Consider the following 18688-nt stretch of genomic DNA (forward strand, 5'->3'; position numbering starts at 1 on the left):
TGCTTTTCGACATATAGACACCATAAGAGGACACACTATGAGCTTATTAATCAAAGGTGGCACAATCGTCACTCACGAAGAAACCTTCAAAGCGGATATTCTTTGTAAAGATAACAAAATCGTCGAAATTGGTAGTATTAGCAATATACCCAAAGACGCAGAAATCATTGATGCCACAGGCAAACTTATTATGCCGGGCGGAATCGACCCACACACTCACATGCAGCTGCCTTTCATGGGCACGGTAGCGAAAGATGATTTCGCTTCTGGTACTGTGGCGGCGCTGGCTGGCGGTACAACAACCATTATCGACTTCGTCATTCCAAACCCTCAACAATCTTTAATGGAAGCCTATAAGCAATGGCGTGAATGGGCGGAAAAAGCGCACTCAAATTACACCTTCCACGTGGCGATCACTTGGTGGGACGAAAGCGTTTCTAAAGACATGGCAACACTGACAGAAGAATATGGCGTCAACAGCTTTAAGCATTTCATGGCGTACAAAAATGCCATCATGGCAACCGATGATATTTTAGTGTCCAGCTTTACCCGTTGTTTAGAATTAGGCGCGGTGCCAACAGTTCACGCGGAAAATGGCGAGCTCGTTTACCACCTACAAAACAAATTATTAGCGGAAGGGATGACAGGTCCAGAAGCACATCCGTTGTCTCGCCCTTCTTCTGTAGAAGGCGAAGCCGCGAACCGTGCGATCAGCATTGCCAATACATTGGGCGCGCCAATTTACCTTGTTCATGTATCGACAGAAGAAGCGGTTGATGCGATTCGTTATGCGAAAGACAAAGGCCACACGGTGTTTGGCGAAGTCTTGGCTGGCCACTTAACGGTGGACGAGAGTGTCTACCAAAATACCGATTGGGCGACTGCCGCGGCTCACGTTATGAGCCCTCCGTTCAGACCGAAAAAACACCAAGACGCATTATGGAATGGCGTACAAGCTGGCACACTGCAAACCACCGCAACCGACCATTGCGCGTTCTGTGCAGAGCAAAAAGCCATGGGCAAAGACAACTTCGCGATGATTCCAAATGGTACTGCTGGCGTGGAAGAGCGCATGATGGTGTTATGGGAAAAAGGCGTCAATGCAGGCAAAATCACACCGAATGAATTTGTGGCTTTAACGTCCACCAACTCAGCAAAAATCTTCAACATGTACCCTAATAAAGGCTGCATTCGAGTCGGCTCAGACGCGGATTTAGTCATCTGGAACCCAGAAGCGACTAAGACCATTTCTGCGAAAACACACCATTCTAATATCGAACACAGCGTGTACGAAGGAATGGAAATTAACGGCGTACCAGAAACCACAATTTGTAACGGTAAATTGGCTTGGCACAACAACACGTTATTGTCTAAATCTGGCGATGGCAAATACATCGACCGACCAACCTATGCGCCTTTCTATGAATCACTGAAGAAACGCAAAGAACTCAATAAACCACTGGCGGTTAAGCGCTAACATTTGTTTTTTGTATTAAAGGTCGGTTTTTGTATTAAGAATCAGCTTTTTTGAACCCACAACCACCGATAACAGATCCTTCCGACGCGGGCGCGACCCCTGCAGGATCCGTTATCGGTGGTTTTTTTTTATGGCAATAGAGTAGAACTCGCAGAAAAGAAACACGATAAAAATGCTTAAATTATCTGTCTTGAAACTTAAAGCGTACGGTCAAAATACTCACTAAAGCAACAAGTGAAAGTAAACCAATCATAGACGTCATAGGAACAGCACTCGCGTTATACAATAGGCTCACAATATAACCACACAAAGCCCCCAGTGCCGCCTGACAACAACCAATCCACGCCGCAGCAGAGCCTGCCATTTTAGGAAATGGCATGATGGCCAAAGACATCGCCGTTGGCATTACAATGCCGTTTCCCAGAGCGTATAGAAACATAGGGCCAACAATAGTAGGAACGGTCACAACATCCAACCAAGGCAATACCGCCATGCAAACACCACCGATTGATAACACCAAAGCGCCATACAATATCGTCGAGGTACTACCAAGGCGACTATTGAGTTTGGCGGCGACCAGACTGCCGCTGAACATCCCAAAAGCACTGATGCTAAACAGCAAACCATACACCGTCGTCGGTACGGCTAACAATTCAATTAAGATAAAGCTTGATGCTGAGGTATAGGTTAAAACCCCAGCAATAGAAGCACACACCGCCAAGGAGTACCCAACAAATTTGGGCTCTTTTAACAGTCGTGCGTAATTACCAAACAGGTGCTTAATGCGTATCGCGTCTGGGTTGAGGTTTTTGTTGGATTCCTGATAGCCGAACCACGTCCATAAAATAAGAATCACACCGAATAGAGAAAAAATAAAAAACAAACTGCGCCAGCCGAATGCGACACCAACAAAGCCACCTATCACTGGCGCTAACAAAGGTGCCATGGAAAAGCCTGTCGTCATATAAGACATGACCTTGCCCATCTCTTCTGGTGGATACACGTCTTTGACAATCACTCGACTCAGTAAAACACCAGCACAACCACCCAGCGATTGCACAAAGCGCGCTCCAATCAGTAAGGAAACATCGTTTGCCAAAGCACAAACCAAAGAAGCCACGACAAAAACACAATAACAAATCAACAATATGATTTTGCGCCCAAAACGATCAGATAACGGTCCGACAATTAATTGCGCACCAGCAAACCCCATGAGGTAGACACTCACTGTTTGCTGGATGGTCGCGGCACTGGTCGAAAAATCCTCCGCCATACTGGGCAATAAGGCCAAATAAAAGTTAATCGCCAATGGCCCTGATATACTCAGAATCAGAAGGAAGCCTAGAAATGCCACAGAATGACGAGCGTTCATATTTACCCTTATGTGATTAAAGACGCTTAAGTAACGTCGTCATAGCATCGATGAGTTGTTGATTTGCTTGCTCACTGCCTACGGTAATCCGAATATGGTTAGGGTAGGAAGGATGATTCCAACCGCTACATAATACACCGGCCTCTTTTAAGGCTGGTAAAGATTGCACCGCTGGAATAGGCAAGCTCACCGACACAAAGTTGGTGTCCGACTTGAGCGGCTCAAGTCCTAATGATTGCAATTCTTGATATAACCACTCGCGACGCTCACTGACCGTTCGCACCATATCGGTTAAAAAGTGTTTGTCTGTATAAACCGCATAAGCCGCTGAAAAAGACAAACTCGAAACAGGAAAATTCAAACCAGATTCAATGAGGCGATGTGCGACATCGTCACTGCTGCATAAGGCATAACCAATGCGCGCAGACGCTAGCGCATAAGCTTTCGAGAAACTACGCAACACAGCCCAGTGCCCTTGGCGGTGTTCTCGTAACAACGCGATGATGTCGAGTTTCTTCTGTGCAAATTCAAAATACACTTCATCAATTAGGAAAAGGACATCAGAAGGAATCTTTTGCGCCAATTCGATTAAGTCCTTTTCTTCCATTGAAATACCCGTTGGACTTCCAGGTGTCACAACACTCACCAACCCAGTGTTTTCGTCCATCGCTGCCAAAATGTCCTTGGCGTGTATTTGATAATCATCAGCGATTTCAACACGGCGGATATCCACTTTTGTTAAACCATAAATGCGCTCGTACCCCCAGAACGTTGGCGTAGGTGCGATGGCATTCTTGCCAGCATGACTGACAGCATTAAAAGCTCGATAAAGTAAATCACTGGCACCAGCTCCCCATGCTTGGCAATTTGTCTCTACACCTGTTTTTTTAGCAACGGCACGACTCAATGGCCCACGCTTAATATCTGGGTAGCGATTCAGAGATTCAAGTGTCTGATTAATATCACCTTTTACCAACTCAGCGGGTGACTCAAAGGCTTCATTAAGATGCAGTAAGTTAAGCCCATCAAATTGGCCTGCGTTATCTAAAATATGATCATTTGTCAGGGGTGTTTTTAAGGTAAAACCTTCTTCCATCAACCAAGGCATAGTGTTTCCTTTGTATAAATTCGAATGTATAAATCCGAATGTGTAAGTTCGAGAACGTAAATTTGAAAGTGTTATTAATCTTTATATCAATCGGCTGCTTGTGAAGTATTCCTATCGCTATAGCGCTCTTTGCTTAATCGCCAAATGGCAAACATCGCGGCAACAAAAAAGAAAACGCCAATCGGATAGTCCAGCAACTTAATGAGGTCACCATCAATCAATGTGATGGTTTGGCCAAGTGAGCTTTCGAAACGCGGGCCAAGGAAAAATGCAATAATAAAAATGATGGTGGAATAACCAAACGACATCATCACATAACCCAGAATGGCGAAAATCAGCATAACAGCCACACCAAATAAACCGCCTGTCGCCAAACCCACACCAACAAAGCAGAGCAAAATAGACGTGCTGTAGATGAAAGATTCTGGTGCGACCAAAATGCGTGACCATAGGCGTAAACCCAATAACCCAACCACAAAATTAATAACATTCGCGATCAGCATGGCACCAAATAGGCCGTAAACCAGTTGCCCTTGGCTTTCAAAAAGTAATGGGCCGGGTTCAAACCCTTGAATCATCAGCGCCGATATAATCAGAGCAGCATTAATACTGCCCGGAATACCTAAAGTGAAAAGCGGAATCATACTGGCGCCTGTCACAGCCGAGTTTGCCGATTCAGCCGCCGCAATACCTTGAATATTTCCTTTACCAAAAGTTTCAGGCTCTTTAGAGGCTTTCTTCGTTAAGCCGTAGGACAAATACGCCGCCGCGGTTGAACCAACACCTGGAATAATACCGATCAGCGAACCAATCACGGCGCCACGCAAATACACAAAGCGACTCGTCCAAAATTCTTTTAAGCTGATACTACGATCTTCTCGAGGTTGATTTTTCGGAATACATATGACGGATTGTGACGTTTCAAAACGTTTAGAAAGCTTTTTCAGTATTTCAGAAATAGCCAGCATACCGATGGCGACAGACGCTAACGGTAAACCGTCATACAATTCAAACCATTGAAAAACAAAACGAGGTGTAAAGTGCTGTGGATCTGAGCCTACCGTGGCCACTAATAAACCTAAAATAGCCGACACAATGCCTTTAATAATGGAGTCACCAATAAGCCCTGCAATAACAGCAAAAGCACCTATCATCAAACCCAATACTTCTACAGGCCCCATTTGCAACGCAATAATGGACAGTGGCGCCGCAATAGTGATTAACAAAATATCCGCGAATATATCTCCTGTTACAGAAGCATAAAGCGCCATTTTCATCGCTTTTAGTGGCTTCCCTTTTTGGGACAAAGGGTAACCATCTTGTGCAGTAGCGGCCGCATCCGGTGTCCCCGGTGTATTCATCAAAACAGCGGGTATAGCCCCTCCCACCAATCCGCCTTTATTAATACCAATTAGCAAACCAATGGCGGCTAACGGACTCAACACAAAAGAAAAAGGGATCGTAATGGCCATCGCCATCACAGGGCCTATACCGGGAATCGCACCAACAAATTGACCGATCACCACGCCCAACAAAACATAAAGAATAGTAGTGAGTGTAAAGGCATCTGACAGCCCAGCAAACATCGTTACTAAATCCATAATAAAGCCCCTAGCGATAATACATTCGTGAGATAATCAACTTGCTCATTTGCTAACGTCATCAGATAAGCTCTCTTCCCAACATGACATCAACAATGAGCCAGATGCCAATCGGAACGGCAAAGACACCAAGGCCAAGCCAAAGCGGTCGCCTTTCATTCATGAAGTACATCAACACAAACGCCAATACAGGTGAAATGAATATAAAGCCCGTAAAAGACGAAACATAAATAACGAGAGCAAAGCTCGAACATAGAAAAACAATCCGCAGTAAACCACTTGGCATTTTGACGGCGGATTTATTTGCAGCAATAAACTGAATTACGCCTGCAATCACCATCAACCAAGAAAGCCAAACTGGAAAGGTCTTTGGCGTTAATCCGCTGACATCGACGCTCTCTACGCCAAAAGGAATGACAACATACAACATCAACAATCCCATCAGGGCGATAAATGCACCACTAAATCTATCTATATTCATCACTGTGCCTCGCTATTGAAGAGATGTGTTATTTGAACAACACTTGCACACCATCAAAACCGTTATCCAGCATGCTGCGTGTTCCTTGAGATCCAAGGTTATTCGCTTCTGTTGCCAACACATTTTGAACAATGGTTCGCACTTCTTCAGAATTTACTGCGTTGTTAATTGCCGTCTCAAGCGCTTCTTTTGCTTCTGGTTTTAAGCCTTTAGGCGCCATAAAGTAAAAAGCAGGATCAACAAAAAGATTAAAGCCTTGCTCAATGAGCGTTGGCGTTTCAGGCGCGTAGCTGTGACGTTGAGAGTTTGCGCTCGCCAACATTTTTAGCTGACCTGTTTTAAGATAAGGAATGTGCTTACCTGATAGCAGACCAACAGCGGCCTTACCGCCTAATAGAAATTGCAATTGTTCTGCAGAACTTTTGGTAACCAATATATTAAAGTCAGCATCGGTTTTCTCAGCAATGCCTTTCATGATGAGTTCTTGAGGCTTCGCGTCCGTGACAATGGCTACACCACCGTTTTCTTTTGAGTAAGCAGCCATTTCTTCAATCGTATTAAATGGTGCGTCCGCAACAGCAACAACGGCCAACACGCCTGAAGCAATCGTGCCTAGATAGTCAAAATCATCCAAATTAAACGGTAATGTGTCGCCTCGTAATACTAGGTTAACTAACACTGGCATATTGACCGCCAAACCAATGCTTTTACCATCTGGTCGTTTGTTTAACATGGATGACAGCATGGCAATGCCTGCACCGCCCGGCTTATTCTGAGTAATTACCTTCCAACCTGTTTGCTCTTCCAGTACTTTGGCAAAAGTACGGCCAATGGCATCCGTTTCACCGCCTGCGCCAACACCGATATCAAATCGAATTGGGCCAGATGGCTTCCAGTCACTCGCTATTGTCGCAGTAGAAAGCACAAGCGATGTCGCCAGTACCATATTTTTCATAAAATTAGTGATATTCATTTTGCGTTCCTTTCCTTATTAAAATGGGTAATAAGCACAAATTTGTGCCGCCATTGTTGTTATGAGTTTTCTGGTCGTTTGTTCACTACGATTGCCGCCACCTTGGCGCTCAGTTGAACATAAGTTTCAAGCTCTGACGCTGTCAGCGAATTGGTGAGTTCTTGATGGAAACTATCGACGATAGGGCTCAATTGCGTGTGATAAAGTTGCCCTTCCTCTGTAATAGAGAATCGCCAACTGCGTTTGTCTTCTTTTGATCGTTGTGAAATAACAAAGCCCTTTTTTTCTAAATCTGTCAGGGCACGACTCATCTGCCCTTGGTCTACATTGGCAAATTGGACCAATTCTTTTTGAGAAGAGCTTTCAATCGTGGATAAGCCTCGTAGCGCACGCCAACTGGCCAAATTTAGGCTTGAGTTATTTTTAATCAGACTCTCAAGCTCAAGCAGCAAGAGGCTCGATAATTTATAGGAAATGTGTGTCACTAGGCTCGTACCTGGCGTATAGCCTCCACCAATAGATGGCAAATCGTCCAATATCTGTTGAGTGGGCTTATTCATCATGATCACCTTTAAATGTATGTCTAAACATATAATGTCTAGTCATACATACCAAAATCATGCCAACTAAATAATCCTCATTAAAAACATAAAGTTAGAAAAAAACATGAGAGTCTGAACGGTATCTTTTGTTAAAAGTGATAGATATTAATGCAAGGAAAAAAGGTCAATGCACTGTTTTAAAACAGTACTGAAAAGAATAAAAATGCCCGATGATCAAAAGGAATCATCAGGCATTATGTGAAATAGAGTGGTAGTGCTCTTTGCAAAAGCAGAAACTTAGAAAACGAAGTGCGCCAAGGCTTGTAGAACAACGAACGACATGACGCCTGCTAAGATGTCGTCGACCATGATACCGAAGCCGCCGTGGACGTTTTTGTCGATCCAAGAGATGGGCCAAGGTTTGAGTATGTCGAATAGGCGGAATAAGACGAAACCTAAAACAATGTATTCCCAACCTGCTGGCGCGAGCCACATGGTTATCCAGTAGCCAACGAATTCATCCCAAACAATGCCTGAATGGTCATGAACACCTAAGTCTTTCGACGTTTTACCACAAAGGTAAAAGCCTACCAGCGAAGTCAAAACCAGCATGACGAAGTATTCGGTGTTGGTTAAGCCTTCCAAAAGCCATAAATAAATAGGCACTGCCGCTAAGGTGCCAAACGTGCCCGGCGCTTTTGGTGCCGCGCCAGAACCAAGGCCGAAAGCAAGAAAGTGTATTGGGTTGCGCCATACGGACGCTGGGGCAGAGTTTGCCATGAAGTTTAGATTCCTTATTTCTGTGTCAGAACGCACTCTTACAATCATCAAAATGCGTTTTTATAAATCAAAATACGTTTTTAAAAGTGTTGCCAACCTGTGAGCTCGCCATCGTAACCTTTAATGGACAAACCTTTTTCTACGATTTCGCCCACTTTGCAGCAAGGCAAGCTTAGTGTTTGAGTAATAAGAGCAATTTCAGCAGCTTGTGCTTTTGGTGCGGTAAAACATAACTCGTAGTCGTCGCCGCCCGTTAAGGCCAATGTCGTTGCCGCTTCTGGCTGCCATTTCATTAGTTCAGCTGAAATGGGTAAAGAGTGCGCGTCTAGGTTCGCGCCAACGCCCGACGCTTTCAATATATGTTGAATATCCTGAGCAAGGCCATCTGAAATATCCATCATGGCGTGGACAACCCGTTTTAGCGCCATGCCAGCAATTAATCTAGGTTGAGGGCGCCAATAATGTTCATAAAAATAATCGAATCGTTCACTCGATACTTGCAACTCACCTGTAACAATCGGTACGGCTGCTGCTGCATTTCCGAGTAAGCCTGTCACGTAGATGTCATCGCCAATTTTTGCGCCAGATCGTAAAACAGCCCTCTCTGATTCCACATAACCATGGACTTGGAGTGTAATGGTCAGCGGACCTTTTGTTGTGTCACCACCGACCAAAGACAAACCAATCGGCTCGGCCATTTCTGCCATGCCTTGTGCTAATGCAGCCAACCATTGAGGATCGGATTCTGGAAGGGTTAACGCCAAGGTGAAAAAAGCAGGTTTCGCTCCCATGGCGGCCAAATCACTCACGCAAGTAGCTACTGCGCGATAACCAATGTCTACAGGGTCTGCATCAAGTGGGAAATGACGGCCTTCCACCAAGGTGTCCATTGAAAACACAAGGCTCTGCCCTTGTGGTATTTCCACCTGAGCACAATCGTCACCAATACCTTGCAAGATATCGTCGCGCTGCTGGACGTTTGCCATGACAGAAGCTTGAAAGATGTTTTGTATTAGCTCGAACTCTTTCACAAGGAATCCTTCTATTCAAATCATTAGAACCTAATCTAACCTTATTCTGAACGTTTCGCTCGTGTTTTAGCCACTGGCACAACTTCAAGGTAAAACGATTTCCAATGCTGACTTTCAGCAGAACTAATGTTTGCGTTGATATCGCCTTCGTGAATACGAATCGCGTCTTTGGGCGTTTGACCAAATTTACAGTCGAATCCCCAGAAATCCGCCCCTTCTGGAAGCGTATGCGCTTTTTCCGCTTTGATGTATTTTTTCACTTCATTTTTGGCGTTTTCAATCACACGCTGATAAGACAATTTCGGGTGAGACAGTGAGAAGGTTTTTTTCATTGGAATCCTGTAAGTATTAGAAAAAGCGGAAACAGCCGCTTCAATGACCCACATGATAGCGAGTTAACTCGAATGCAGCCAGAATAAGCGACATTCGCGAAGATCTTTATATGGTCAGAATGACACTGCGTGTCGTGTTATGAGCAATTCACATGTTGCGCTATGAACTTCTTCATCGACCTCATTGTCAGTTGGGTGTAATTTCATGCTGTTCAGTTTGAAGCTCAAGGCGCAAAACACGTCGTTTCTGACTAAGTACAAAAGGTGCGAAACAATCCAATACTTCCACATTTCATCATCGCCTTTCAGAATGGTCAAAACCGGTTCAACGAGTTCCATTCCCAATGTCGATAAACGGTCAGAGACTGGCCCAGCGATTGGCCAATTCAAGTCTTGCAGACATTCTAATAGCTCTGCAATGTGTGGAATTACCTCTTCGTCCGAGGCTTTCGCTAGGTTTTCACAAGCCTTGTTATCTGATTTTTCTGTCGGCACAAGTTTCATCGTATTACCTATTGAGCAAACCTATTCGATTGCTCCTTTGTATAAATCGTGTATTGGGAAAATCATTGTGTAATCGTCCCAATTCAAATTTCCATCAACTAGGTCATCACTTAGAAATGTACGCTCATCTTTGTATTTTTCATAATCAGGATGATGATGTGAAGCAAGAAAAGTCGAAAAATGAAATAACAGAAGAAATAATCCACTAAAACCGTCTTCATTTTTATGAAGCGATTACATTTACTTCAATTCTTCTGACGCATCTCGACTTGCTTGTTCATCCTGCTCGCTCTCAGCCTCGCGTTCCGCTTCTGCATGTTCTACAGCCCATTCTGTCGCTGCTTCAACGGTAACCAGTGACGCTGTTGGCAAAACGCCTAAATAACTGTCTGTTTCTTCCACAGGCACAATATCGCCTTGTTGAGTCATGCAACGCAAAGCATAAACCGCGATACCTGAAAAAGTGACACCAATCACCAACCAAAACGCAGAAGGTCCTAACACTTGCATGGCCCAACCGATTAAGAGCGGCCCGATGATTGCACCCAAACCAAAAGTAAATACAAGTCCGCCCGATGCCGCTGGCATTTCGTCGGCTTCAAGGGAATCGTTTGTGTACGCTAAAAACAAAGCGTATAAAGGCGCGGTCATTCCGCCAGAAATAAATGCAGCGGCCATCAAGGGCCAAAGCTCATTGCCCGTGAACAAACCAAAGAAGCAAGAAGTGCCACCAATACAAGACGCCCCAAAAATCAGCTGACGCCGATCCATTCGATCCGAAATCCAACCAATTGGATATTGCATAAACAAAGCGCCTGCAAACAGCATCGCAACAAACAAAGCAATGGTATTAGGCGTTAATCCAATTTGACTACCGAACACCGCGCCCATTCCCGATTGCGCGGCATAAATTCCACCTAATAAAAAGATTCCCACGGTGCCCAACGGCGAACCTTTAAACAAACGCTTTAATGGCATGGGTTTGGATACTTCGACTGCTGGCACCAAGGCGACCGACAATAAGATCGGCGCAAAAGAAATAGACACCAAAATAGACGCACAAATGAATAGCACAGAAGTCGCTGCATCGCCCAAGGTGAGTAAACCTTGTGCGCCAATAATGCCAAGCGTTTGTGCGATCATATAAGCGGACAACACTTTTCCGCGTGTCTCATTTGTCGCGGCGTCATTCAGCCAGCTTTCTGCAACGACATAAATGCCCGCCATGCAAAAACCCACCAGCATTCGAATAATCGCCCATGCCCAAATATCAGTCAGTAATGGAAAAGAAATAAGCCCAGCCGACATGAAGCTGCCCAATGCTGCGAACACTCGAACATGGCCTACTCTGCGAATCAAACGCGGCGTAAAACGCGCTCCAGACAAAAAACCAATGTAATAACCCGACGCGATAACCGCCAACGACGCGGCAGAAAAGCCTTCGATGCCACCACGCAAACCAATCAAGGTGAAATGCATGCCATTGCCTAGCATAAGAAGAACAATCCCAAGCAATAAAGCCCAAACTGTCGAAAGTACCTGAATCATGAACCACCCTCATGCTTTACTTTACCGCTAGATGTTCAATTGCTCTAAGAGAAACCGAGCAATATAAACGCCCTAAGTTAGGTGGTTTCACTTGCTACTACGCTATGCTTATTCCTCCTTATAAGGTCAACCAAGACCGTCATAATATTGACTACGAACGTCATCAATTTATCTAAAGCTACACACTCTTTTTTGCAAACAATCAGATATAAAAAAGCCCCGTTATTATTTCTAATAACGGGGCTTTTTAAACTTGCTGGTAATCTTTACATCAAACTCGATGGATTACTTATTCGCTTCTCGACGTGCTGCAATTTCTTCACGACGAACGCGTTGTGCTAACTTGTCTAAAATACCATTAACGTATTTATGACTTTCTGTCGCACCAAAACCTTTCGCCAATTCAACACTTTCGTTGATAGCAACGCGGTATGGTACGTCTAGACGTTCTGACAATTCAAATGCGCCAATGCGCATCACTGCCAATTCAATTGGATCAAGTTCACTCAATGGACGATCAAGTAACTCTTCAAACAATCCGTCTAGCTTTTTTGCGCTGGCAGTCACACCTTGCAGAAGCTCACGGAAGTAAGATTTATCACAAGACGCCATGTCTTGATCCATCACGAATTGGGTTTCAATCTCACTCACGGAAGATTGGTTCATCTGCCATTGGTAAACCGCTTGTAATGCCAAACGACGAGAAGCACTGCGCATTTGCGAGCGCGAAGGTTTTTTGGCCTTCTTTTTCGGTGCTGGAGTTTGGTCGTTTGTTGTTTCCACTTCGCTCATTTTTTGCCTCAGTTATCCAGACTATACGGCCTTGTGGCCTAACGCTTTTCGTCTGTTTTGTAGTGCTTATGTTCGTCTGCTAGACAGTGCCTCAAGCCAATATGGCTCAAAGCACAAATATAGGTTTCATCTTGGCCGGCGATTATAGCAATTTTTATTCTACGTTTCTCTGCAAACTTCTCTAAAAATCACAAAGAAAACATCATTTTCTTACTCTCAAGATCAAGAAGCGAGAAAAAGGCTTACAAAGCAATGTGGTTCGCCACCAGCCGCAAGAAAATTACTTTCTTTAACGACCTTTAAAACTCGTCATCTTCCAAATAAGTTGGCTGATAGACCAAACGTAAATCTTGACCAACCTGACGCACAGATTTGAGTTCTAACTCCACCGCTTCATCCATCGTTTCTAAAGGCAGTTGAAACAAAGGACGCGCACTCGAACCCAATAATTTAGGTGCCATGTACACAACGATTTCATCCACTAATCCTGCTTGTAAAAAGCCACCAGCGAGTTCGGAGCCTGTTTCAAGCAAAACCTCATTAATGCCTGCATCAGCAAGTTGTTCCATCGCATCCAACAGATCCAAACGGCCGTCTTCACCAGGAGGGGAAAAGCGCACAGTCACGCCTTTCTTCTTCAGCACGTCTAAATGTTCTTCTTCGATTTCTTCTTCGATGGAAAAGATATACGCTTGAGACGTTGGATAAAGAATCTTAGCCTCTGGAACAATCGACAAGGCCGTGTCCATCACAACCCGCAAAGGCTGGCGTACGGTTTTCGGATCCACTTCTTGATCATCACTGTCGATACGAACTGTCATGCTTGGATTATCCGTCAATACAGAGCCAATCCCTGTAACAATGGCATCACTCTGGGCACGTAAACGCTGCACATCAAGACGTGCATCGCTTCCAGTAATCCATTGGCTTTCGCCAGATTCCATCGCTGTGCGGCCGTCCAAACTCATCGCCAGCTTCACTCGCACATAAGGTAGACCTTCACGCATGCGCTTGATAAAGCCAAGATTAATCGCTTCACATTCCGCTTCTAAAACAGGGCCAATGACTTCAATACCGGCTTTTTTCAATTTTTCTAAACCACGACCTGATACCTCAGGATTTGGGTCTTGCATGCCAAAAACCACACGACTCACACCGGCTTTAATCAAAGCGTCGGCGCAAGGCGGTGTTTTGCCTTGATGACTGCATGGCTCTAAAGTGACGTAAGCGGTCGCGCCTGTTATTTGGTCTGATGCGTTATTCTTCGCATCCGCCAATGCATTAACTTCCGCGTGACCTTCGCCAGTTTTGAGATGAAAGCCTTGACCAATCGACTGATCGCCATTCACCAAAACACACCCAACACGAGGGTTTGGATGAGTGGTATAAAGGCCTTTTTTCGCCAGTTGAATCGCCTTCGCCATCCAGTATTCGTGGTTATAAACTGTCATTCTTTCTCTTCTTTAGATTCGTATGCTTCCGCGCTATTACTTTCTAGGCGATCAATCGCTTCACGGAATTCACTGATGTCTTTAAAGCTTCGATAAACCGAGGCGAAACGAACATAAGCCACTTGATCAAGCTGCTGTAATTCATCCATTACCGCTTCGCCCGTCCAACGAGAAGGCAATTCTCGCTCACCTGTGGCCTGCATTTTTTCTTTAATTCGAGTAATGGCTGTTTCCACAGCTTCACTGCTCACTGGGCGTTTTTCTATCGCTTTGATGATGCCGTTACGTAACTTATCTTCATCAAAGGCTTCACGGCTTCCATCGCTTTTGATCAGCTTTGGCATTTGTAGTTCAGCCACTTCAAACGTGGTGAAACGTTCGTGACACTGAATACAAGTGCGGCGACGGCGTACTTGTGCGGCTTCCGAAACCAAACGGGAGTCGACAACTTTAGTATCTAGAGTTCCACAAAAAGGGCATCGCATGGCGCTTCCAATATCACTAATTTGGTGTAAGAATGCCTTGATAAAGGCCATCATTTTCTGGCTCAAATCATATCAATCCCGCCAACATATAGCTACAAACGTACTTTTCAAAAAAATGTACTTTTTCACTTCTTCTTGGCAAGGAATAAAGAGGAATTATGCCGTTTGCAGAATTAGCTGGCTTGGTTGCCGCATTGTGTTGGACTGTTTCTAGTCTCATGGCGCCCAGATTAATCGAGCGTTTTGGGAGCATGCGTTTCAACACGGTAAGAATTTCTATCGCCAGCCTAATATTGTTACTTATTTGTTTCGTTGGGCAACGATTTAGCGATCAACTATGGCAACACTCAGAGATAATTGTCCTCTCTGGCGTCGTGGGAATTTTTCTTGGCGACACCATGTTATTCAGTGCTGTATATCGCCTTGGCCCCAGACGGACGGGCGTTCTTTTTGCAACCAATGCCCCTATGTCAATTGTACTTAGCTGGCTGTTCTTAGGTGAACACTTATCATTGAATCAATTATTCGCCTGTGGATTGGTTATGACTGGCGTCATCATCGCCATACTGTTTGGCAAACGGAGCAATAACCATGCTTGGGAACAAACCAAAGGCAAATTAAGTATCGGAATTCTAATGGCATTGGGCGGTGCGCTTGGCCAAGCCAGTGGTGCATTGCTCAGCAAACCTGCTTTATTAGATGGCGCAGATCCTATTGCGGTGTCTGCATTGCGCGTTAGCACAGGCGCTATCGCACTCATCCTTGGTTATGGGTTATTTTATCGACATAAACAACCTGCCAATGCTTTGTCTCTTTGGCAGTTAAAAGCGACGGATTTTCTCGGCGCCATTGCAATGGCAACCATTGGCATGGTGACTGGCATGAGCGTTTTGGTGTGGGGAATCGGCAACGCTAATGTTGGCATTGTCACTACGCTTTCTGCTGTTGTGCCTGTTCTTATCTTGCCGGCATTGTGGATTACCACAGGTCAACGCCCTGCGTTTGGTGCTTGGCTAGGCGCAATTTTAGTGGTCACAGGTGCCGCGCTGATTATTCTGCATTAGCAACAGCTGTGTTATTCTTACCTTACTTTCAAATCATTCAATAAGTGACTCATTTTATGGCTCAGTTTGTATACAGCATGAACCGCGTTGGGAAGGTCGTTCCTCCTAAGCGTGAGATTCTTAAAGACATTTCTCTTTCTTTCTTCCCTGGCGCAAAAATCGGTGTTTTGGGCCTTAACGGTTCTGGTAAATCCACACTTTTACGTATTATGGCCGGGGTTGATACTGAACATAATGGCGAAGCTCGTCCAATGCCGGGCATTAAGATCGGCTATTTAGAACAAGAGCCTCATCTTGATCCAACGAAAAACGTTCGCGGCATTGTCGAAGAAGCCTTTGCTGACGTTATCGAAGCCATGGCCCGTTTGGATGCCGTGTACGCAGAATACGCTGAACCCGATGCCGACTTTGATGCACTGGCAAAAGAGCAAGGTCAGCTTGAAGCTTTGATCGAAGCGAAAGAAGGCCACAACCTAGAACGTGCATTAGAAGTGGCGGCAGATGCCCTTCGCCTTCCTCATTGGGATGCGAAAGTTGAACACCTTTCTGGTGGTGAACGTCGTCGTGTGGCCTTGTGCCGATTGTTGCTAGACAAGCCAGATATGATTCTTCTTGACGAACCGACTAACCATTTGGATGCGGAATCCGTTGCGTGGTTAGAACGCTTCTTGAAAGATTATCCGGGTACTGTTGTGGCGATTACCCACGACCGTTACTTCCTTGATAACGCAGCAGGCTGGATTCTTGAATTAGACCGCGGACACGGTATTCCATACGAAGGTAACTATTCTTCATGGTTGGAACAAAAAGATGCGCGATTGGCAAATGAGGCGAAGCAACAAGCGTCTCATCAAAAAGCCATCAAGTCTGAGCTTGAGTGGGTTCGTCAAAACGCCAAAGGTCGTCAATCTAAATCGAAAGCGCGTTTGGCTCGATTCGAAGAGATGAACTCTCAAGAATTCCAAGACCGTAACGAAACCAATGAATTGTACATTCCACCAGGACCTCGTCTTGGCGCGAAAGTCATCGAAATCGAAGGCGTAAGTAAAAGCTTCGAGCACAAAATGCTTCTAGAAGACTTCAACATGGTTGTGCCTCAAGGCGCAATTGTGGGTGTTGTCGGTGGTAACGGCGCAGGTAAATCGACCTTGTTCAAAATGATCGCTGGCATCGAGAAGCCAGACACAGGCACAGTGACCATCGGTGAAACGGTGCAACTGGCTTATGTAGATCAAATGCGTGAATTGGATGGCGAGAAAACGGTTTTCGAAGAAATCTCCGACGGCCAAGACATCATCACAGTCCACAACTACAAAGTGCCTTCTCGTGCTTACATCGGTCGCTTTAATTTCAAAGGCTCGGATCAACAAAAATTCGTTAAGCATTTGTCTGGTGGTGAGCGTAACCGTTTGCACCTTGCGAAACTGCTTAAAGAAGGCGGCAACGTATTGCTACTGGATGAGCCGACCAACGACCTTGACGTAGAAACTTTACGCTCACTGGAAGACGCGTTACTGGCCTTCCCAGGCGCAGCGATTGTTATTTCCCATGACCGTTGGTTCCTAGACCGTATCGCAACTCATATCTTAGCCTACGAAGGCGATTCAAAAGCGGTATTCTTCGAAGGCAACTACGCAGAATACGAAGCCGACTATAAACAACGTACCGGTAACGAAGCCACACCAACACGTATTAAGTACAAGCGTATTGATGCGTAATTGTTAAGTTAAGACTTAAATACAAAAAAACCGCTTTCAGAAATGGAAGCGGTTCTTTTTGTATTGAAATATCATCACATACTTGTACAAGATCTGTGCCTTTTTAATCAGAGAACAAAACTCTTTTTTTATAAATCAAAGTATGACCTCCTTGGGTAGTATTTCAACAATACTCTCAACGTCCTGTGTTTTACTTTTTATCTATATCCCCGTTACACCACTTTCGCTAGGCTTTCCGCTAAGTAAGGTACGTCTTTTTCTCCTAGCCCTGCGATGTTCATTCGACCTCCGTCAACGAGGTAAATACCGAACTCTTCTTTCAAACGTGAGATTTGTTCTGCATTGGTTCCAAGAACAGAGAACATACCTTTATGTTGTTCAATAAAATCAAAAGCTTGGTTGCCTGTTTGCTGTCTAATGGCACCAGCTAACGAAGACCGAACTCCTTGAATACGTTGTCTCATGGCGGTCACTTCCGCTAACCATGCATTTTTTAGTGCTTCGTCTTCCAAGATAATACGAACAATGGCGGCACCGTGATCTGGCGGCATGGTGTAAGTGCTACGCGCGCATTCCATAATGCGGCTTTTAATACTTTCACTTTTGGCTAATGTATCCGCGACAACAACGGCAAGCCCTGTACGCTCGCGGTATAAGCCAAAGTTTTTCGAGCATGAACTCGCCACAAGATAAGCAGGTACTCGCTCTGCCAAATAACGGAAGCCCAAAGCGTCTTCTTCCATTCCATCGCCAAAGCCTTGATACGCCATATCGATGAAAGGCAAGAAGCCTTGTTGATTAGCCAAGTCCGTAATTTTTTGCCATGCGGCATAGCTTAAATCTGCGCCTGTTGGGTTATGGCAGCAACCATGCAACAACACCACGTCGTTTTTACCGAGTGTCGCTAAGGTTTCTAGCATGGCTGGCTCGTTTACCAATTTGATTTCAGGATCAAAGTAAGGGAAATAGGCGACTTCCAATCCTGCTGTTTTCATAATTGGCGCATGGTTTGCGTAACTTAAATCACTCATCCAAACTTTAGCCGATGGATTTGCCATGGCGATGACATCGGCCAACATACGAAGTGCGCCACTTGCGCCAGGCGTTTGTACTGCAACAGCACGAGAGCGACTAGAATTGTCTCCCATAAGTAAGGTCATCATGGCTCGGTTGAAGCGTTCGCAGCCAGCTAAACCAACATAAGCTTTTGTTTCCTGCATATCGAGTAAGCGTTGTTCAGCGGTTTTGACTGTCTCTAAAACAGGCGTTACGCCCTGCTCGTTTCGATATACACCCACGCCCAAGTCCAGTTTATTTGCACGAGTATCTAACTGACATGCGATGGACAAAGACAAAATTGGGTCCTTTACTGCGGGAGTAAGACTCTCAAACATGATGTATTTTCCTTAAAATTCAATAACAAAAATGA

General features: G+C 45.0%; 19 protein-coding genes. 4 read left to right on the plus strand and 15 right to left on the minus strand.

Translation table 11 applies throughout. The annotated features are described in order from the left end of the window. Positions 1–37: 37 nt before the first annotated feature. Positions 38–1477: a dihydropyrimidinase gene (gene hydA / locus ABFY09_RS10045; RefSeq protein WP_347984184.1), complete on the plus strand. Its 1440-nt coding sequence runs from the start codon at positions 38–40 to the stop codon at positions 1475–1477. Between the two features lie 181 nt (positions 1478–1658). Here the strand turns inward: hydA and ABFY09_RS10050 are convergent, their stop codons facing one another. From ABFY09_RS10050 to ABFY09_RS10100, 11 genes are all read right to left on the minus strand, one after another. Next, positions 1659–2849, minus strand: a complete 1191-nt coding sequence (locus ABFY09_RS10050; protein ID WP_347984185.1) for a multidrug effflux MFS transporter — start codon at positions 2847–2849, stop codon at positions 1659–1661. 16 nt (positions 2850–2865) lie between these two features. Beyond that, positions 2866–3957 (minus strand): histidinol-phosphate transaminase, encoded by a 1092-nt coding sequence (locus ABFY09_RS10055; RefSeq protein WP_347984186.1) that lies wholly within the window; start codon positions 3955–3957, stop codon positions 2866–2868. Between the two features lie 86 nt (positions 3958–4043). Then, the gene (locus ABFY09_RS10060) at positions 4044–5558 is read right to left on the minus strand and encodes a tripartite tricarboxylate transporter permease (protein WP_347984187.1); all 1515 of its coding nucleotides are present in this window, start codon (positions 5556–5558) and stop codon (positions 4044–4046) included. A 61-nt stretch (positions 5559–5619) separates the two neighbouring features. Next, entirely contained in the window at positions 5620–6039 is a 420-nt protein-coding gene (locus ABFY09_RS10065; RefSeq protein WP_347984188.1) for a tripartite tricarboxylate transporter TctB family protein, read from the minus strand. A gap of 28 nt (positions 6040–6067) precedes the next feature. Continuing rightward, positions 6068–7012: a tripartite tricarboxylate transporter substrate binding protein gene (locus ABFY09_RS10070; RefSeq protein WP_347984189.1), complete on the minus strand. Its 945-nt coding sequence runs from the start codon at positions 7010–7012 to the stop codon at positions 6068–6070. A 59-nt stretch (positions 7013–7071) separates the two neighbouring features. Further along, positions 7072–7575, minus strand: coding sequence for a MarR family transcriptional regulator (locus tag ABFY09_RS10075; protein WP_347984190.1), 504 nt, complete (start codon positions 7573–7575; stop codon positions 7072–7074). A 276-nt stretch (positions 7576–7851) separates the two neighbouring features. Continuing rightward, a complete protein-coding gene (locus tag ABFY09_RS10080; RefSeq protein ID WP_347984191.1) occupies positions 7852–8334 on the minus strand; it encodes a phosphatidylglycerophosphatase A in 483 nt (160 codons plus the stop codon). An 80-nt stretch (positions 8335–8414) separates the two neighbouring features. Then, on the minus strand, positions 8415–9365 hold the full coding sequence (gene thiL, locus ABFY09_RS10085; RefSeq protein ID WP_347984192.1) for a thiamine-phosphate kinase: 951 nt from the start codon (positions 9363–9365) through the stop codon (positions 8415–8417). A gap of 41 nt (positions 9366–9406) precedes the next feature. After that, on the minus strand, positions 9407–9697 hold the full coding sequence (locus ABFY09_RS10090; protein WP_347984193.1) for a DUF6172 family protein: 291 nt from the start codon (positions 9695–9697) through the stop codon (positions 9407–9409). 114 nt (positions 9698–9811) lie between these two features. After that, positions 9812–10201 (minus strand): DUF5071 domain-containing protein, encoded by a 390-nt coding sequence (locus ABFY09_RS10095; protein ID WP_347984194.1) that lies wholly within the window; start codon positions 10199–10201, stop codon positions 9812–9814. 240 nt (positions 10202–10441) lie between these two features. Continuing rightward, positions 10442–11749 carry an MFS transporter gene (locus ABFY09_RS10100; protein WP_347984195.1) on the minus strand — a complete coding sequence of 436 codons (1308 nt, stop codon included), beginning with the start codon at positions 11747–11749 and terminating at the stop codon, positions 10442–10444. 11 nt (positions 11750–11760) lie between these two features. Here ABFY09_RS10100 and ABFY09_RS10105 point away from each other — a divergent pair, with 11 nt between their 5' ends. Then, on the plus strand, positions 11761–11925 hold the full coding sequence (locus ABFY09_RS10105) for a hypothetical protein (RefSeq protein WP_347984196.1): 165 nt from the start codon (positions 11761–11763) through the stop codon (positions 11923–11925). A gap of 109 nt (positions 11926–12034) precedes the next feature. On the opposite strand, the gene nusB is transcribed toward ABFY09_RS10105, so the two are convergent. From nusB to nrdR, 3 genes are all read right to left on the minus strand, one after another. Further along, a complete protein-coding gene (nusB, locus tag ABFY09_RS10110) occupies positions 12035–12541 on the minus strand; it encodes a transcription antitermination factor NusB (protein WP_347984197.1) in 507 nt (168 codons plus the stop codon). A 299-nt stretch (positions 12542–12840) separates the two neighbouring features. Beyond that, a complete protein-coding gene (gene ribD, locus ABFY09_RS10115; protein WP_347984198.1) occupies positions 12841–13992 on the minus strand; it encodes a bifunctional diaminohydroxyphosphoribosylaminopyrimidine deaminase/5-amino-6-(5-phosphoribosylamino)uracil reductase RibD in 1152 nt (383 codons plus the stop codon). After that, a complete protein-coding gene (gene nrdR, locus ABFY09_RS10120; RefSeq protein WP_347984235.1) occupies positions 13989–14477 on the minus strand; it encodes a transcriptional regulator NrdR in 489 nt (162 codons plus the stop codon). Before nrdR ends, ribD begins: the two co-directional genes overlap by 4 nt. A gap of 158 nt (positions 14478–14635) precedes the next feature. On the opposite strand from nrdR, the gene ABFY09_RS10125 reads away from it, so the two are divergent. Then, complete coding sequence (locus ABFY09_RS10125) at positions 14636–15541, plus strand: DMT family transporter (protein WP_347984199.1); 906 nt, start codon at positions 14636–14638, stop codon at positions 15539–15541. A gap of 56 nt (positions 15542–15597) precedes the next feature. Then, complete coding sequence (gene ettA / locus ABFY09_RS10130) at positions 15598–17259, plus strand: energy-dependent translational throttle protein EttA (RefSeq protein ID WP_347984200.1); 1662 nt, start codon at positions 15598–15600, stop codon at positions 17257–17259. A 212-nt stretch (positions 17260–17471) separates the two neighbouring features. On the opposite strand, the gene ABFY09_RS10135 is transcribed toward ettA, so the two are convergent. Then, positions 17472–18653, minus strand: a complete 1182-nt coding sequence (locus ABFY09_RS10135) for an amino acid aminotransferase (protein ID WP_347984201.1) — start codon at positions 18651–18653, stop codon at positions 17472–17474. Positions 18654–18688: the final 35 nt, after the last annotated feature.

It is taken from the genome of Marinomonas sp. 5E14-1 (assembly GCF_039939215.1).
Lineage (GTDB): Bacteria > Pseudomonadota > Gammaproteobacteria > Pseudomonadales > Marinomonadaceae > Marinomonas.